The following is a 17,040-nucleotide window of genomic DNA, read 5'->3' on the forward strand; positions in this document are numbered from 1 at the left end:
GGCGGCACCCTAGGACGCTCACGAGCGGGTGCGCCGCGCGACCCGGGGTCGCCTCCCCGGAAGAGATCGGACAGACTGTGCGCGAGCGCCCGACCGGCGGACCCCGTCGGCGCGTGGTGCCGTGACCTCCGACGACGCCCGACGACGACCGACAGGCGGTGCAGCCGACGATGACCATGGCGAGCGGCTACTTCGTGCTCACCCCGATCTGGCACGAGGTCGTGATCGGGCTGATCGCGTTCGGTGCGCTGTTCCTCGTCATGAGCAAGGTGCTGCTGCCCCGCCTCGAGAAGGTCTACGCCGAGCGGCACGACCGCATCGAGGGCGGCTTCGAGCGCGCCGAGCAGGCCCGCGCCGAGGCCCGCCGCGTGCAGTCCGAGTACCGCACCCGCATCAGCGAGGCCCGCGAGGAGGCCGCCCGCATCCGCGACACCGCGCGCGAGGAGGGCCAGCGCCGCAACGACGAGGTCCTCGCGAACGCCCGCGACGAGGCTGCCCGCCTCGTCGAGCAGGGTCGCGAGGAGCTGGCCACCCAGCGCTCGTCGGTCAGCTCGGACCTCCAGCCCGACGTCGCGCGCCTCTCGCGTCGCCTCGCCGGCAGCCTGCTCGGCCGCGAGGTCGGCGACGACGAGTACCGCCAGACCGTCGACGACTACCTCGGCGAGCGGGTCTGACCGCGCGTCCGGTCCTCGCGGCTCGCTGAGCTGCGGCAACCGAACGAATCGGACGCTTCGCCCCTGCTCGGTCACGGCCAGGTCACGATTGTGGCGTGTCGCACACGAACCGGCCTCGTGCCGGTAACGACCCGGCCGCACCGCCCCGATGTCCGCCCGAGGACACACCGGGCGGACGGGGCGGCACATGGGCGAGCGAGCGGGGCACGACGGCCGTACCGAGGGGGCGCGTCGGGGCAGGGCACTGCTCCTGACCCTGGGCGTCCTCGCTCTGCCCCTCCTCGTGGGGGCGTTCATCGCCGGTTTTCTCCTGCTGGGGGCGGCGCCTGCGTCCGCCGCGGACCCCGTCCCCGCCGTGCCGGCGCCCTACGGCGGCCAGCTCGACGCGCCGGACCCGGGCGGGACGTTCGACGACGAGCGCGTGCTCGAGGTCGCGATGCTCGGCCTCGGCTCGCTGAACGGCCTGGCCGTCGCCGGCGTGCTGTTCGTCAACCGCCGCGGGAGCGCGGGTTCCGCGCTGGCGACCCTTCGCGCGCTGATGGCTCGTACCGACCGCGGCGTCCCGTCGGGGCCGCGCAGCCCCGCGCGACAACGAGGATGATCCACTCGCGCCGAATCATCGGCGTCCGGACGGACTAGTCGATGGCCCCTATTGGCGTCCGTTCGTGCTGGTAGGACGCCTATAGGGTGAAGGAGATCCCCCGAACGGGCTGTTCCGTCACCGGTCCGCAACGAGTCACCCTGTCGGGAACGATCCACCGGGTGACCCCTGTGTCACCGCTCGACGCCCTCGGGCGCCCGACGGTGACATGTCCACGCCCCTGAAGGAGCGCAGTTGTCGACCGACGCCGCGACCCCCGCGTCCCCCGCCGACGACGGCCCGGCCCCCGAGGCCCGGCCCGCCGCCGGACCCGTCGCGGGACCGACGGCCGTGCCCGTCGACTCCTCCGGGGGACGCCTGACCGCCCGCCTGCGCGAGGCCCGTGCACGCCTCGAGCCCGAGCGTCCGTCGATCCCCGCGCCCCGCAGCCCGGAGGGCGTCGTCCCGCCACCGGTGTTCGGGCGCGGCGCGGGCGCGCCCTCGGCCGACCTCGTCAAGGCCGTGGAGAAGCTGCTCACCGAGCTGGCCGCGCTCGAGGACGACACCCGGACCCCGGAACGGCGCACGCTCGTGCGCGCCGTGGAGCTCGCCGCGGCCGGGATCCCCGACGCGGGCTGGTCCGCCGAGCTGGGAGTCGACGACGAGGCGCTCACCGGGGCGTCCGCGCTCGCCGCGACGCACCTCGCGGAGGCGGAGGCGCTGCTCGAACGCCTCGACGGCGAGGACCGCGGCGGCCCCGCGGTGGAGGTCGACGGTGTCGTCACCTCGCTGCGCGTCGCGAAGATGGTGCTGGACCTGGAGTCGTTCACCCGCCGTCGCTGACCGGCTCCCCCCCCCGCCTCGCCGGCATGATCGGGCCGTGGCGCGCGTGGCGGTGGTCGGAGCAGGGGGCATCGGCGGTGCGCTGGCGGCGCTGACCGCCGAGCGGGGTCACGACGTGACGGTCTGCGTGCGCACGCCGTTCGACGTCCTCACGGTCACCCGCGACGGCGTCGAGCGCACGGTGCCGGCGACCGTCGCCGTCGACCCCGCGGCGGTGGGGCCCACCGACTGGGTCCTGCTCGCCACCAAGGCGCAGGACACCGCGTCCGCCGCGGGGTGGCTCGCGGCGCTCACGGGCCCCGGCACCGTCGTCGTGGTGGCGCAGAACGGCATCGACCAGGCCGACCGCGTCGACGGCCTGGTCCACCCCGGCGCCACCGTGCTGCCGGCGTCCGTCGTGCTCGGCGCCGAGGCCGTCGCTCCCGGACGGGTGGTGCACCACGGCTACGGTCGGCTGACCGTGCCCGCCGGCGAGGCGGCCGACGGTCTCGCGGCGGTCTACGAGGGCTCCGACCTCGAGATCGCGCCCACGGACGACTTCACGACCGTGGCGTGGCGCAAGCTCCTGAGCAACGCCGTCGCCAACCCGGTCACCGCGCTCACCGGCCGGCGCAACGAGGTGCTGGCCGAGCCGGCCACCCGGGACCTCGTGGTCGGGCTCGCCGGCGAGGTGATGGCGGTCGGCCGGTCGGTCGGGGCCGCGCTCACCGACGCCGACATCGACGCGCTCGTCGCCCACTACGACGGGATGCCGCCGGGACTGGGCACCTCGATGCTCTACGACCGCCTCGCGGGACGCCCGCTGGAGCACGAGTACCTCACCGGGGCGGTGGTCGCGACCGGCCTCCGGACGGGGGTGCCCACGCCCCTGAACGACGCCGTCCTGGCTCTCCTCAGGGGTGTGCGCACCGGAAACGACACGACACACGACCCGGGCGACACGGACGTCGCGTGACCTGACGGCTCGCGCGGACGGCCACGGACTGCGACGATCGGACGTATGGACGGTCGGGGTGACGGGGCACCGCGGCGTTTCCGGCTCCTGTTCGTCTGTACCGGGAACATCTGCCGGTCGCCGTTCGCGCGCTTCCACACCCGCGCGCTGCTGGAGATGCGGCTCGGGCCGCGGTGGGCGTCGTGGTTCGACGTCGCCAGCGGTGGCACCGGCGCCGTCGTCGGCTCCGAGATGCACCCGCTCTCCCGCGCCCAGCTCGGGCCGTTGGCCACGCACCCCGACGTCGCGGCCTTCCGGGCCCGCCAGCTGCCGGCGCGGGACGTGGAGCTCGCGGACCTCGTCCTCACCGTCAGCCGCTCGCACCGCTCGGCCGTGCTCGAGCTGGAGCCGCGCGCGCTGCGCAGCACGTTCACCGTGCGCGAGTTCGCCCGCCTGCTCGGCAGCATCGACCCCGCCGACCACGCCGCCCTGCCCGCCGACCCCCGCGAGCGCGCCCACGCCCTCGTCGCCGCGGCGCTCGCGGAGCGTGGCCAGGGCGCGCCGGTCGACTCCGAGGACGACGCGATCCCGGACCCCATCCAGGGCGGGGCGGCCGAGCACGCGGAATCCGCGCGCCTCCTGCACGAGGCGGTGCGGCCGCTGGTCGACGCCATCGGCGCCGGCGTCCCGTGGCCGGTCCGCCGCCGTCCCGGGCCGCCTCCCGGTCAGCACGCCGGTCCGCAACATCCCGGCATGGCACCCCGTCGGCCCGGTCCGCCCCCGCCGATGCCCGGGGGCCCGTTCGGTCCTCCGCCCGGGGTCCCGGCCGGTCCCGTCCCGGCCGGTCAGGGGCCCGGTGGCGCGCCGCCCGGGGGACCGCCGCCGCACGGTGCTCCCGTGGCCCGGCCTCCCGGCGTGCCTCAGGGTCAGCCCTCCGGCGTGTCCTCGGTGCTGCCGCCGGGCGCGCGAGTTCCGCGTCCGCCCGGGCCGGTGGACCCCCTCCCGCCCGATCCCGCCTCGGCCGGGCCGCCCGGGAACGGCACCGCGGACGGCGGGCACCATCGGGACGGCCGGTCGTCCCAGGGCCCGTCGTCACAGGGCCCGTCGTCCCAGGGCCCGTCGTCCCAGGGCCCGTCGTCCCAGGGCCCGTCGTCCCCGGTCCCGGCGACGCCGGAGCGGTCACCCCGGGACGGCGACGCCGCACCGGCACCGGCGGGTCGACGCCGCCGGCACGGCTGGGCCGACGACGACGAGGACCTCGAGAAGGCCGGCGGTCAGGTCATCGAGGGCCACGGGAGCGCCGACGGCACCGAGGGTGCGGACGACGCCCCGGCGCCGGCGCACTCGAGCACCCGCGCCGGACGGTAGGGCCAACGGCTCCTGTCCGCCGGTGCTCCGTTGTCAGGACGGGGCGCGCTCAGGACGGGGCGAAGGTGAACGCGCGGCGCACCCGGGCGCGCGGCCGCGTCACGGCCGGCGGCGGGGCGAGCAGGGGGCGCCAGGAGGTCCAGGCGTCGTGACCACCGGCGGTCACCGGTGGGTCGTCGTCGTGCCGGTCGACGGCACGCTCGACGAGGTCGTGGCACGGGTCGACACAGCCCGGGGGCCGCACGACGCAGACGCGGAGGCGTTCGGACCCGACCGTGACGTGCATGCCGGCGCGGGGCGACCGGCCGAGCTCGAGACCCAGGTCGGAGGCCGTGGCGTCGAAGAGCACGCCGCGCGTCGACTCGAAGCTCAGGCGACCGTGGCGCAGCCGCAGGACGCCGGGAACGTGGGTGACCTCGCGGACGATCCACGCGAAGCCCGCGAGCACGGTGCCCCCGACGGGTCCGCGCGCGTCCGCGGCGTGCCCCACGGGCGCCTGCCGCGGGGCGGGCACGTCGGCGAGCGCGCTCGACCGGGCCGGTGCGGTCGGTCGGGGTGGGATGGTCATCGTGACCTCCTCCCGGGATGTTGCGGTGTCGTGACCTGACCTACACCCAACGCGCGAGCCCCCTCGGGTGTCATGCTCCGGCCGGGCGAGGCGCAGCGGGCAATGGGGTGATCCGAGCCCGGGCGCGTACCGTGAGCGCACCCTTCGGCCCGTGCGGGTGACACACCACCCCTGACGGCCTCATCAGCACTGCCCAGGGTGACCACTCGCTGGCATGCTGCGGCCCCCGGGGTGCAGTGGCCCGGTCCGCGAGCGGACAGCGGGACCCGGGAGACCGTCCGAACACGGAATGAAGGTCGGCCGGACATCACGGTCAGCAGCCATCGGGGTACGGAACGCCCTCGACGACGACTTCGGGAGAACAGAGCGTGAGCAACCCCGACGAGTACCAGCAGCAGTCAGGTTTCGGGGCGACTCCGGGGGGATACAGCCAGCAGTCCGGCTTCAGTGACCCCTCGGCGGCCGCTCCGGGGTCGCAGGACCCGGGCCAGCAGGGTGGTCAGCCGGGTGGTCAGCAGGGACAGCCCGCCTACGGCCAGCCGCAGTACGGGCAGCAGCCGGGGTACGGCGGCCAGCCCGGATACGGCGCTCAGCCCGGCTACGGGGGCCAGCCGCAGTACGGCCAGCCGCAGTACGGCCAGCCGCAGTACGGCCAGCCGCAGTACGGCCAGCAGCCCGGCTACGGGCAGCAGCAGTACGGCCAGCCGTTCGCGCAGCCCGACGCCGGCTACGGCCAGCAGCCCGGCTACGGCCAGCCCGGGTACGGCCAGCCCGGCTACGGCCAGCCCGGCTACGGCCAGCCCGGCTACGGCCAGCCCGGCTACGGCGGGGTGCCGGGCAGCGACCCCACCGACGTCATCGGCTCCCGCGTCGGGCAGTACATCCTCGACGGGCTGCTCTCCGCCGTGCCGACGTTCGTCCTGTTGTTCATCGTGGCCGGGATCGCCGGGGCGTCGGCCGACCCGAACACGGCGCTCACGATCGTCGGCATCGGCTACGTCCTCGTCTTCGTCGTCGGCCTGGCGTCCGCGTTCGTGGTGCACGCGTACTGGCCGTCCACCCACCAGGGCCAGACCCCGGCGATGGGATGGCTGAACCTGCGCATCGTCCGCGAGGAGGACGGCGGCGTGCCGACCCTCGGGCAGTGCGTGATCCGGTGGCTGATGCTCATCGTCGACGGGCTGTTCGCCGGGATCCTCGGCCTGATCGTCATGTCGACCTCGGCCCGCCACCAGCGCCTCGGCGACATGGTGGCGAAGACGCTGGTCGTCCGCGCCTGACGCTCGAGCCCGAGACGGGACGGACACGGACGACCGATCCGATACACCGGGCCCGAGCATGCGTCCAGCAGTGACACGGGCGAGCGTTCCGCCCGATCGGGCGCCGGTCGGAGCCGTCACTGCCGCTGACAGGGACTCCACTGCTCCGGCCGGGCGAACCTGGACCGTTCGTGCCGCCAGGCGAAACGGACTCGGTCCGCAGAGCGACTTCCGGGCCACAGTCGGGCGCAACCGGTGCGTCCCGACGCCGCGCAGGCCCGGTCCGGCGTGACCGTACGTGACGGAGGCAGTCCGACGTGAGCTCGACAGATTCCCGACCCGGTGGGTGGCGACGATGAGCGCCCCGGCACGCGGTGGGTACGCCGCCTGGGTCAGCTGGCTCGAGGCGTTCCGCCGGGGTGAGGACCCGTCGACGGAGGGCCTCGGCCCGGTGCGCGGGGGCTTCGGCTCGTACGTGGAGGCGCGCCTGCTGGAGCGGCTCTCCACGGCCTTCGCCGGGCGGGTGCGGCAGTGGCAGACGTCGCTCGGCGACCGCATCGTGGCCCAGCCGCCGGACGGCCCGGTCGCCGCGTCGGCGATCCTGCGGGACGCGGTCGCACGGCTGGAGCCGCTCGCGAAGCTCGCCGGCTCGCCGCTGGTGCCGCCGGCGCTCGGCGCGTCGATGCGCGACATGCTCGCCGACGTCCGCGAGGGCGCCCGCACCGCGCTCGAGGAGGCCTGGCGTCGCGGGCTCGAGGACGAGCACGTCGCGGGCATGCCCGCGCAGCGGCGGGTGGACCCGTCGGCGCGACGCCCGCTGGCCGGCGGTGTCCGTCCCGGGCGCGTGCCGGAGGGCGGGGCCCGCCGGAACTAGCCGGGAGACCTCAGCCGAGGCCCACGCGCGCGAGCACGCCGCGGTGGTCGCTGCCCTCGACGTCGACGATCTCGACCTCGCGCGCCGCGGGTCCGCCGGACGTCAGCACGTGGTCGATCTGGACCCCGAGGAGCCGCGGGGCGGCCGAGGGCCACGTGCCCGTCAGGCCCTCGCCGACGTCGCTCGCCGCGTCCGTGCAGCCGTCGATGGCGTCGCGGAGCTCGGCGTGGTCGAGGGTGGCGTTGAGGTCCCCGGCGACGACCGTCGGCCGGTCGCCGGTGCACCACCGGGAGAGCGCCTCGACGTCGCGCTTCCAGGCGTTGGTGTCCCCGGGCTTCGGCGACTGCGGGTGGGTCGCGACGACGCGCACCGGCTGCCCGTCGACGTCGTCGAAGTCGAGGATGAGCGAGGGGAACTCGGTGTCGCGGTTCGGCGTCGCCGTCGGACGGCCGAGCTCGCGGCGCACGAACACGGTCATCGGGCTGTCGTCGCGCCGGGCGTCGGCGGCGAAGACGCGGTAGCCGCTGGTGCCCTCCTCGCCGCCGGAGGTGTCGACGAGGGCCTGCTGGAGGCGGTCACGCAGGACGCCGCGGGCCTCGGGCAGGACGACGACGTCGGGGGTTCGCGAGGTGATGAGCGCGGCGAGGGCGTCCGGGTCGGCGCGGCTGAGGTAGGCGCTGGCGGTGAGGACGGTCAGCTCCGGGCCCCCGGTCGCGCCCGCTTCCGACGAGCCGATCGCCCGGGGCAGGACCATCGCGAGCCCCAGCACGCCGACCAGGCCGAGAGCGGCGGCCACCGGCCACGCCCGCCGTGCGAGGAGCCCCACGAGCAGGGCGAACACCGTGAGCCCGGCGGCGAGTTGCGGTCGGAAGGCGATGGTCTGGACGAACGGGGTGCGGTCGTCGATCCCGAGCAGGTCGGAGAAGGTCACCACGGCCGCGGGCACCCCGAGCACGACGGCCGCGGCGATCGCCCCGGCGCCGGTACGGGGCAGACGGGGGTTGCGTCGAGGTCGGGAGCGGTCGCGCGCCGGCTCCCGTGACGCGGCCGGTCGGGGCGGCGCCGGAGGCGCCGCGGGGGCGGACATCTGGCGGGTCTGCGGGGGCGACGGGCCCCGGCCGGGGGGCGGGCCGTGGGGACGCCGTGCACCCGGCGGGCCCGGCGGCCGACCGGAACCGGGCGGCGGTGCCCAGCCTCCGCCGTACCCCGGCCCGGCCGGCCGGCCCCCGGGCGCAGGCCGCCCGGGGTCGTTCCGACCGGTCACGCGCGGGTCACGCGCAGGATGACGTCGTCGGAGCCGTTGTCGCTGGTCAGGTACAGCGCGCCGTCCGGGCCGAGACGTGCACCGCGCAGGCGGCCGAACTCGCCGTCGAGCTCCGGCGGCACCGTGACCTCGACGATGCGGTTCTCGTCGGCGCCGGTGCCCGGGCGCATGAAGAAGAGCTTCTCGCCCTTCTGCGCGGACACGGCCAGCAGTCCCGCCATGTCCCCCCAGGCGGGCCCGTCGAGGAAGGCCGCGCCGCTGATCGCCTCGGTGGGGTCGCCCGAGCTCCACGCGGCGGGGACGGCGTCCGGGTAGCGGTCGAGGTCGGTCATCGGCACCGACTCGTCGTAGCCGCCGGGGCTCTCGCCGCCCTGGGCCGGATCCCAGCCGTAGTTCGAGCCGGGGATGACGACGTTCACCTCGTCGTCGATGTCGGGGCCGTGCTCGGCGCTCCAGCCACGCCCGGTGCCCGGCTGGACGGCGACGGCCTGCACATTGCGGTGCCCGTAGCCCGAGACGAGGCGCTCCGCGGCGCTGCCGGAGGCGGCGAACGGGTTGCCCGGCGCGGGACCGCCGGTGGCGGGGTCGACGCGCAGCACCTTGCCGCCGAGCGAGCCGCGGTCCTGCGGGATCGTGGCGCGCGCGGTGTCGCCGGTGCCGACGAGCAGCATGCCGTCGGGGGCGAAGGTGGGCCGGCACCCGGAGTGGCGTCCCGAGGGGTTCACCGGCAGGCCGCCGACCAGCGGGTCGCGCACGCGGTCGGCCCGCGTCCCGTCGGGCGACAGGCGCCACGACACGACGCGCACGTCGACCGGGCGGCCGCCTTCCTGATGGGTCTGGCAGGTCACGAACGACCCGGAGGTGGCGACGTCCGGCGCCGCGGCGATCCCCATGAGCCCGCCCTCCCCGCGCGCGTAGACCGAGGAGAGGTCGGCGGCGACGGGCGTGACGCGGGCCCCGGGGCCGAGGCCCGTGACGAGCGAGAGCGACCCGTCCCGCTGGGTCACCAGCATCCGGTCGCCGCCGACGAAGGCGACGTCCCAGGGGTTCGCGAAGTCGCCGGCCACGGTCTCGACGCGCAGCGCGGTGCCCGTCGGCCCGGCCGGCGTCGACGGCGGCGCGGCGGCCCCGGCACCTCCGCCGGACGCGGGTGCCGCGCTCGTCCGGTCCGGACCCTCGCTGCACGCTGCGAGGCCCAGGGCCAGGAGCGCCGTGAGGGTGAGCAGGGCCCGCGCCGGGCGTGATCGGCTGGAGGTCACGTCCACGATGATGCCGCGCGACGCGTCCGATTCCCGTGGGGGCCCGATCGGGTGAGCCCGTCGGTGGCGAATCTGGGCTGGTCGGCGGCATGAAGTCGGCGAACGGGTGGCGCTGTCCGTCGGCCCGTCCAACGAGGGCGTGCCTGTTGAACACGAACGGACCGCACGGTACTTTTTGCGCGGCGGCGCACCGCCCGTGCGATCCGGGGGGCACGCACGGAGGTCGGGTCCGTCGAGGAGTCGTCGGCCGCGGGGAGCCGGCGACTCCGACCCGAACCGGCCGGAGACCCGCCCCTACCGCTCGCGGTGGCCGTCACAGGCCATCCTGCCCGGCCGTCGGGGCTCGCACGTACCCTGGAGTCCTCCCCGGCGCGCCCGCTCCTGCGCTCGTGCCCGACGGTCCGTCGAAGGGTCCGAAGAAGCTTGTCGCCCGCCGCGTCTCCTGCCGTGTCGCCTGCCGTCTCCTCCCCGGGTCCCCCTGCCGGATCCACCGCCGGATCCACCGCGCCCCTCGCCGACCTGCTGCCCGCGGCGCTCGCCGATCCCGGGCTGCAGGACGTCGTCGCGGCCGCCGGACGGGACGTCGCCGTCGAGGGTCCGACGGGGCTGCGGCCCTTCCTCGCCGCGGCGCTCGCCGCCGTGCCGGGCGAGGGCGGTGCGGTCGGCGGGGCCGGTACCCCGGTCCTCGTGGTCACCGCCACCGAGCGGGAGGCCGAGGAGCTGACCACCGCGGTGGGCGAGCTGCTCTCCCCCGACGAGGTGGCCCTCCTGCCGAGCTGGGAGACCCTGCCCCACGAGCGGCTCTCGCCGCGCGCCGACACCGTCGGGCGCCGCGTCACGGTGATGCGCCGGCTGGCCCACCCGGAGGCGCCGGACACCCCCGACGTCCCGCTGCGCGTCGTCGTCACGGCCACCCGCAGCCTCCTCCAGCCCGTCGTGCCCGGGCTCGGCGACCTCGAGCCGGTGCGCCTGGCCGAGGGCACCGAGTACGAGCTCGAGGCGCTCACCGCCCGCCTCGTCGACCTCGCCTACGCGCGCGTCGAGATGGTGGAGAAGCGCGGCGAGTTCGCGGTGCGCGGCGGCATCGTCGACCTGTTCCCGCCCACGGCGGCGGCGCCGGTGCGCGTGGAGTTCTGGGGCGACGAGGTCTCCGAGCTGCGCTGCTTCTCCGTCGCCGACCAGCGCTCGCTGCCCGGCGAGGGCCCCGACTCCCGACCGGCCGAGGTCGTCGCGCCGCCGTGCCGCGAGCTGCTGCTCACCGACACCGTGCGCACCCGCGCCGCGGAGCTCGCCGCCGAGCACACCAAGGACAAGGCCCTCGCCGAGCTGCTCAGCCGCGTCGCGGAGGGCATCCCGTCGGAGGGCATGGAGTCGCTGATCCCCGCGCTGCTCTCCGGGGAGGGGGAGACGCCGGAGCTCGCCCTGCTGCCCGAGCTGCTGCCCAGCGGCGGGCACGTGCTGGTCTGCCACCCCGAGCGCGTGATCACACGCGCCGCCGACCTCGTGCGCACCGGCCAGGAGTTCCTCGAGGCGTCGTGGCTCGCGGCCGCGGACGGCGCCGACGGCCGCGCCCCCATCGACCTCGGTGCCTCGGCCTACCGCGACCTCGGCGACGTGCGCGCCGTCGCCGCGAAGGCGGGACGGCCGTGGTGGACGCTGTCGAGCCTCGCGACCGACCCCGACGTCGAGGACGACTCCCAGACTCCGCGAGAGTGGGGCCAGCACACCGATAGGGCGCGGGTGCTGCGGCCCGGGTTCATCGCCGTCGAGGCCTACCGCGGCGACATCGCCCGCGCGGCCGCCGACCTCCGTGGGCTCGCCGCGTCCGGGGGGATCGGCGTCGTCGTCGTGCCCGCCGCCGGCACGGCCCAGCGCGCGGCCGAGCAGCTGCGCGAGCACGAGGTGCCGGTGGTCCTGGCGGACGAGGGCCTGCTCGGCGCCCCGCAGCCCGGCGTGGTCACGGTCACGCGCGGGTCGCTGGCCGACGGCGTCACGGCCGGCGGGACGCCGCTCGTGATCGTCACCGAGTCCGACCTCACGGGCAGCCGCTCGAGCGGCGACGGCGTCGTGAAGCGGGCGCCGGTCAAGCGGCGCAACGCCGTCGACCCTCTCACGCTCCAGACCGGCGACTACGTCGTCCACGCCCAGCACGGCATCGGCAAGTTCGTCGAGATGACCCAGCGCACCACCGGCACCGGCCCGGCGCGCACCACGCGCGAGTACCTGGTGCTGGAGTACGCCAGCTCGAAGCGCGGGCAGGCGTCGGACCGGCTGTTCGTCCCGACCGACCAGCTCGACCAGGTCAGCCGCTACGTCGGCGGCGAGCTGCCGACGCTGAACAAGCTCGGCGGCTCCGACTGGTCGAAGACGAAGTCGAAGGCGCGCAAGGCGGTCCGCGACATCGCGGCGTCGCTGGTCCAGCTCTACGCGGCGCGCCAGTCCGCGCCCGGGCACGCGTTCGCGGCCGACACCCCGTGGCAGCGGGAGATGGAGGACGCGTTCCCGTTCACCGAGACGCCCGACCAGGCGTCGGCGATCGACGAGGTCAAGGCCGACATGGAGAAGGCGGTCCCGATGGATCGCGTCATCTCCGGCGACGTCGGCTACGGCAAGACCGAGATCGGGGTGCGCGCGGCGTTCAAGGCGGTGCAGGACGGCAAGCAGGTGGCGGTGCTCGTGCCGACGACGCTGCTCGCCCAGCAGCACCTGCAGACGTTCACCGACCGGATGCGCAACTTCCCGATCACGGTGAAGGGGCTCTCGCGGTTCACGCCGGCCAAGGAGGTCGACGGGATCCTCCGGGGCCTCGCCGACGGCAGCGTCGACGTCGTCGTCGGCACCCACCGGCTCCTGCAGACCGGGGTGTCCTGGAAGGACCTCGGGCTGGTGATCATCGACGAGGAGCAGCGCTTCGGCGTCGAGCACAAGGAGCACATCACCGGGCTCCGCGCCCACGTCGACATGCTCTCGATGTCCGCGACGCCGATCCCGCGCACCCTGGAGATGAGCCTCGCCGGCATCCGCGAGATGTCGACGATCCTCACCCCGCCCGAGGAGCGGCACCCGACGCTGACCTACGTCGGCGCTCAGGAGCCCAAGCAGATCGCCGCCGCGATCCGGCGCGAGCTGCTCCGCGACGGGCAGGTCTTCTACATCCACAACCGCGTGCAGTCGATCGACGACTCCGCGGCCAAGCTGCGCCAGCTCGTGCCCGAGGCGCGCATCGTCACCGCGCACGGCCAGATGCCCGAGGAGCGCCTCGAGCGCACCGTCAACGAGTTCTGGGAGCGCGAGCACGACGTCCTGGTCTGCACGACGATCGTCGAGAACGGCCTGGACATCTCCAACGCCAACACCCTGATCGTCGAGCGCGCCGACACCCTGGGGCTCTCGCAGCTCCACCAGCTCCGCGGTCGCGTCGGCCGCGGGCGCGAGCGGGGGTACGCCTACTTCCTCTACCCGGCCGACCAGCCGCTCACCGAGACCGCGCACGACCGCCTCGCCACCATCGCCCAGCACTCCGAGCTGGGCGCCGGCACCGCGGTCGCGATGAAGGACCTCGAGATCCGCGGCGCCGGCAACATCCTCGGCGCCGAGCAGTCCGGGCACATCGCGGGCGTCGGGTTCGACCTCTACGTGCGCCTGGTCGGCGAGGCCGTCGAGGCGTTCAAGGCGCACACCGACGCCGCAGGCGACGGCGACGAGCCGCTGGCCGAGGTGCGCGTCGACCTCCCGATCGACGCCCACGTGCCGCACGACTACGTCGACACCGAGCGCCTGCGCCTCGACGTCTACCGCAAGATTGCCGAGGCCGGCGACGACGCGGCGCTGGACGCCGTCCGCGAGGAGCTCGTCGACCGCTACGGCGAGCCCCCGGTGCCGGTGACCAACCTGCTGGCCGTCGCCGCGTTCCGCCAGGTCTGCCGGCGTCACGGGATCACCGAGGTCGCGGGCCAGGGCAACCAGATCCGCCTCGCGCCGGTGGACCTGCCCGACTCCGCGCAGATGCGGCTCAAGCGCCTGCACCCGCGCGCGCAGTACAAGGCGGCGTCGCGCACCCTCTCGCTGCCCCGGCCCGTGGAGGGCCAGGACGGGCGGGGCCCGGTGAAGATGGGCGCGCCGCCCCTGCGCGACCTGGCCCTGCTGGCCTGGTGCGAGCAGCTGTTCGCCCAGCTCTTCCCCGCGCCGGTGGCGGCGGCGGCGACCTGACGGCCGTGCTCCGGTGCGTGCCGGGCGGCCGCGGAGCCGCTCGGTGGGACCTCGCCAGTTCGATCTCTCGACCGTGCCGCCAGTGCTGGTGCGAGGGGCACGTACGGCAGGCGTGCGGACCGGTCGATCATGCGCGATGTGCCCCTCGACGCGCACAGCACCGGTCGCACTCTCGAGAGATCGAGATGGCGAGCTCCCGGAACCGGGGGCGCCGGCGGCCCGGGCGCCCAGGAGTGCGGGGCGGCCGGGGGGACGCGGCCGGGCGGGTGAGAAGGTGACCACCGTGCGTCGCCTGCTGCCGATCGTCACGTCGGTGCTCGTCGGTCTCGTCGTGCTGGCCGGGTGCGGGACGGGGCCGTCCCAGGTGGACGCCGCGGCCATCGTCGGCGACCAGGTCATCACGATCGACGACATCCAGGGCCGGCTGCGCACCGCCGTGCCGGACCTGCGGGTCGCGGTCGACCAGCAGGGGGCGCAGCAGGGCATCGCGCCGGGCGCGCCGATCCCGCCGCAGCTGCTCGCGCAGGAGTCGCGCCGGCTGGTGACGGTCCGGGTCCTGCACGAGCTCATCGCCGAGCAATCGCGTCGCGACGGGATCGTCGTGCCGCCGCAGCGGGTGGATGCCGAGCTCGCCCGGGTCGGCGGGGCGGAGGCGGCCGCGCAGGGCAGCGGCTTCGACCCCGCGACGATCCGCGAGCTCGTGGGCGACCAGGTCGCCGCCGCCGAGATCGGCCGCCGGGTGTTCGACCGCCTGGCCGTCACCATCGACTACGCCGCCACGCCGGACCGGGCGTCGGCGGAGGCCCTGGCCGCCCAGGTCGCCGCCGACCCGACACGCGCGGACCGGCTCTTCGCCGGCGCGCCGGGCGGAGCGGGGGCGAGCGGGCTCGCGCTGCGTCCGGGCCAGAACCAGGGCGCCGAGCTCCGGTCGTCGGCGTCGTCGGTGCTCTTCGGGCTGCCCGCGGGCACCGTCGCGATCACGCCGAGCGGCTCGTCGAGCTCGCAGACCGGCCAGCAGCAGGACCCGGCCCAGGGCCCGTGGACGGTCATCCACGTGCGCGAGCGCACCCTCGACGCCCCGCCGCCCGGAGCAGGCATCACCCCCGCCGGCGCGGTCGACGAGGACACGATGTTCGGGTTCGGCCTGCGCATGCTCCAGCCGCTGGCGCTCGAGGAGGGCGTGACGGTCAGCCCCCGCTACGGCACCTGGGACCCGACGCAGCTCGACGTGGTCGAGGACGAGGCGGCCGCGGGCGTCATCACCCCGGTGCGCAGCCCGGCCCCGTGAGCACCGGGACCACCACGACGGTCGCCGTCGACCCCCGGCTCGGCGCGGTCCTGCCCGCCTCGGCGGTGCGCACGGTCGCCGCGGCCGACCAGGTGCGCCTGCACCCCGACCTGCCCGCGGAGCTCGCTGAGGCGTTCGCGCGCGACCTCGGCGCGGTCGGGACGGAGACGCCACGGGCCGACGGCGCGGTGGTCGAGCTCGTGCCGGGGACCGGGAACCAGCCCGGCGCCGCGCTCCTCGAGGCCGTGCGCGTCATGGACCGCCTGCGCTCGCCCGGCGGCTGCCCGTGGGACGCCGCGCAGACGCCGGAGTCGCTGCTGCGCTACCTCGTCGAGGAGACCTACGAGCTCTACGACGCCGTCGCCGACGACGACCGCGAGGCCGTGCGGGAGGAACTGGGCGACGTCCTGCTCCAGGTCCTCTTCCACGCGCGGATCGCCCAGGAGGACCCGCGCGCGCCGTTCGGGATCGACGAGGTCGCGCAGGAGCTGGTGGCCAAGCTCGTCGGACGGCACCCGCACGTCTTCGGCGACGGCGAGGTGATCACCGGTGCGGCTGAGCAGCAGGTGCGCTGGGAGGAGCTCAAGGCGGTCGAGAAGCGCCGGGCCTCCGCCCTGGAGGGCGTCGCGCGGGCCCAGCCCGCGGCCGCGCTCGTCGCGAAGTACCTCTCGCGGGCCCGCCGGGCGGGCGTGCCCGACGACCTGCTGGCCGCCGCGTCGGACGATCCGCTCTACGCGGACATCGCCGCCGGCACCGTTGCCGGGAACGCCGACCCCGAGGGAGCGCTGCGGGCCGCCGCGGACGAGCTGGCCCACCGGGTGCGGTCCGCCGAGGACGCGGCGCGCGCCGCGGGGGAGGACCCCGCCGCCCTCGACGCGGAGGCCTGGGCCCGCCACTGGCGGGCCTGAGTCCTGCGTCTGAATTCGGACAATACGGTCACCTCCTGTGATCGCTGGTGCCGACGTCTTCCCTCGCGTCACCCAGCGAGGCTAGCCTCACCTCACCATAGGTAAGGGTGAGCTGAGAGGACGCCATGCTGGGGAACGCCCTGATCGGGCTGCGCGAGGGCCTGGAGGCGTCCCTCGTGGTCAGCATCCTCGTGGCGTTCCTGGTGCGCACGGATCGCCGCCGGGAGCTGCCGAAGGTGTGGCTCGGGGTCGGGATCGCGGTGCTGATCAGCGTCGGTGTCACCCTCGGCCTCACGTTGTCGCAGCAGGCGCTGACGTTCCAGGCCCAGGAGACGCTGGGCGGCTCCCTGTCGATCATCGCGGTGGGCTTCGTCACCTGGATGATCTTCTGGATGCGCCGCGTCGGGCGGACGATCGCGACCGAGCTGCAGGGCGGCCTGGAGAAGGCGATCGCCATGGGGTCGCTCGCCGTCGTCCTCATGGCCGCGCTCGCCGTGGGGCGCGAGGGCCTCGAGACCGCGGTGTTCTTCTTCGCCGCGGCCCAGGCGGCCGGGGAGACCACCGGGCCGTTGATCGGGTTCCTGATCGGCATCGCGATCGCGATCGTGCTCGCCTACCTGATCTACCGCGGCGCCGTGACGCTGAACCTGGGCAAGTTCTTCACCGTCACCGGCGTGCTGCTGATCTTCGTCGCGGCGGGCATCCTCGCCTACGGCGTCCACGACCTGCAGGAGGCCGGGATCATCCCCGGTCTCACCACCCTGGCCTTCGACGTGAGCGCCGCGATCCCGGCCGACTCCTGGTACGGCGTGCTGCTCAAGGGCGTCTTCAACTTCTCACCGCAGACCACCGTGGCCGAGGCCGTCGTGTGGGTGCTCTATGTCGCGATCGTGCTGACGCTGTTCCTGCGTCCCGCTCGCAGACCCGTCTCCGGCTCCGCGCCGGAGGTCCCGGCCGAGACCTCGGCCGACGCTCCCGCCTGACCTCTGCCCGACGACCCCCACTCGCACGA

General features: G+C 75.4%; 14 protein-coding genes. 11 read left to right on the forward strand and 3 right to left on the reverse strand.

What is annotated here, in order from left to right; all coding sequences use genetic code 11:
* Positions 1-170: 170 nt before the first annotated feature.
* From atpF to PH189_RS07225, 5 genes are all read left to right on the forward strand, one after another.
* Entirely contained in the window at positions 171-674 is a 504-nt protein-coding gene (gene atpF, locus PH189_RS07205) for a F0F1 ATP synthase subunit B (RefSeq protein ID WP_274188091.1), read from the forward strand.
* Between the two features lie 187 nt (positions 675-861).
* Positions 862-1,275 (forward strand): hypothetical protein, encoded by a 414-nt coding sequence (locus tag PH189_RS07210; RefSeq protein WP_274188092.1) that lies wholly within the window; start codon positions 862-864, stop codon positions 1,273-1,275.
* A gap of 234 nt (positions 1,276-1,509) precedes the next feature.
* Positions 1,510-2,097, forward strand: coding sequence for an RAD23 family protein (locus PH189_RS07215; protein ID WP_274188093.1), 588 nt, complete (start codon positions 1,510-1,512; stop codon positions 2,095-2,097).
* A 37-nt stretch (positions 2,098-2,134) separates the two neighbouring features.
* Positions 2,135-3,052, forward strand: coding sequence for a 2-dehydropantoate 2-reductase (locus PH189_RS07220; RefSeq protein WP_274188094.1), 918 nt, complete (start codon positions 2,135-2,137; stop codon positions 3,050-3,052).
* 45 nt (positions 3,053-3,097) lie between these two features.
* Positions 3,098-4,399, forward strand: coding sequence for an arsenate reductase/protein-tyrosine-phosphatase family protein (locus PH189_RS07225; protein ID WP_274188095.1), 1,302 nt, complete (start codon positions 3,098-3,100; stop codon positions 4,397-4,399).
* Between the two features lie 49 nt (positions 4,400-4,448).
* On the opposite strand, the gene PH189_RS07230 is transcribed toward PH189_RS07225, so the two are convergent.
* Positions 4,449-4,967 (reverse strand): hypothetical protein, encoded by a 519-nt coding sequence (locus tag PH189_RS07230; protein WP_274188096.1) that lies wholly within the window; start codon positions 4,965-4,967, stop codon positions 4,449-4,451.
* A 368-nt stretch (positions 4,968-5,335) separates the two neighbouring features.
* Between PH189_RS07230 and PH189_RS07235 the strand changes: the two genes are divergently transcribed.
* Both PH189_RS07235 and PH189_RS07240 read left to right on the forward strand, forming a co-directional pair.
* Positions 5,336-6,247: an RDD family protein gene (locus PH189_RS07235; protein ID WP_274188097.1), complete on the forward strand. Its 912-nt coding sequence runs from the start codon at positions 5,336-5,338 to the stop codon at positions 6,245-6,247.
* A 334-nt stretch (positions 6,248-6,581) separates the two neighbouring features.
* Positions 6,582-7,100, forward strand: coding sequence for a hypothetical protein (locus PH189_RS07240; RefSeq protein ID WP_274188098.1), 519 nt, complete (start codon positions 6,582-6,584; stop codon positions 7,098-7,100).
* A 10-nt stretch (positions 7,101-7,110) separates the two neighbouring features.
* Here the strand turns inward: PH189_RS07240 and PH189_RS07245 are convergent, their stop codons facing one another.
* Together PH189_RS07245 and PH189_RS07250 are read right to left on the reverse strand one after the other, a co-directional pair.
* Positions 7,111-8,187, reverse strand: a complete 1,077-nt coding sequence (locus tag PH189_RS07245) for an endonuclease/exonuclease/phosphatase family protein (RefSeq protein ID WP_274188099.1) — start codon at positions 8,185-8,187, stop codon at positions 7,111-7,113.
* A gap of 173 nt (positions 8,188-8,360) precedes the next feature.
* Positions 8,361-9,623 carry a PQQ-dependent sugar dehydrogenase gene (locus PH189_RS07250; RefSeq protein WP_274188100.1) on the reverse strand — a complete coding sequence of 421 codons (1,263 nt, stop codon included), beginning with the start codon at positions 9,621-9,623 and terminating at the stop codon, positions 8,361-8,363.
* A gap of 447 nt (positions 9,624-10,070) precedes the next feature.
* Between PH189_RS07250 and mfd the strand changes: the two genes are divergently transcribed.
* The 4 genes from mfd (at position 10,071) to efeU (ending at position 17,011) form a co-directional block, all read left to right on the forward strand.
* Positions 10,071-13,832 (forward strand): transcription-repair coupling factor, encoded by a 3,762-nt coding sequence (gene mfd, locus PH189_RS07255; RefSeq protein WP_274188101.1) that lies wholly within the window; start codon positions 10,071-10,073, stop codon positions 13,830-13,832.
* A 274-nt stretch (positions 13,833-14,106) separates the two neighbouring features.
* Entirely contained in the window at positions 14,107-15,120 is a 1,014-nt protein-coding gene (locus PH189_RS07260; protein ID WP_274188102.1) for a SurA N-terminal domain-containing protein, read from the forward strand.
* Complete coding sequence (locus tag PH189_RS07265) at positions 15,117-16,028, forward strand: nucleoside triphosphate pyrophosphohydrolase (RefSeq protein ID WP_274188103.1); 912 nt, start codon at positions 15,117-15,119, stop codon at positions 16,026-16,028. The genes PH189_RS07260 and PH189_RS07265 overlap by 4 nt, the downstream gene beginning before the upstream one ends.
* 125 nt (positions 16,029-16,153) lie before the next feature.
* Complete coding sequence (gene efeU / locus PH189_RS07270; RefSeq protein WP_274188104.1) at positions 16,154-17,011, forward strand: iron uptake transporter permease EfeU; 858 nt, start codon at positions 16,154-16,156, stop codon at positions 17,009-17,011.
* The last annotated feature ends 29 nt before the right edge of the window (positions 17,012-17,040 follow it).

The organism is Actinomycetospora chibensis (assembly GCF_028737215.1).
Classification (GTDB): Bacteria; Actinomycetota; Actinomycetes; order Mycobacteriales; family Pseudonocardiaceae; genus Actinomycetospora; species Actinomycetospora chibensis.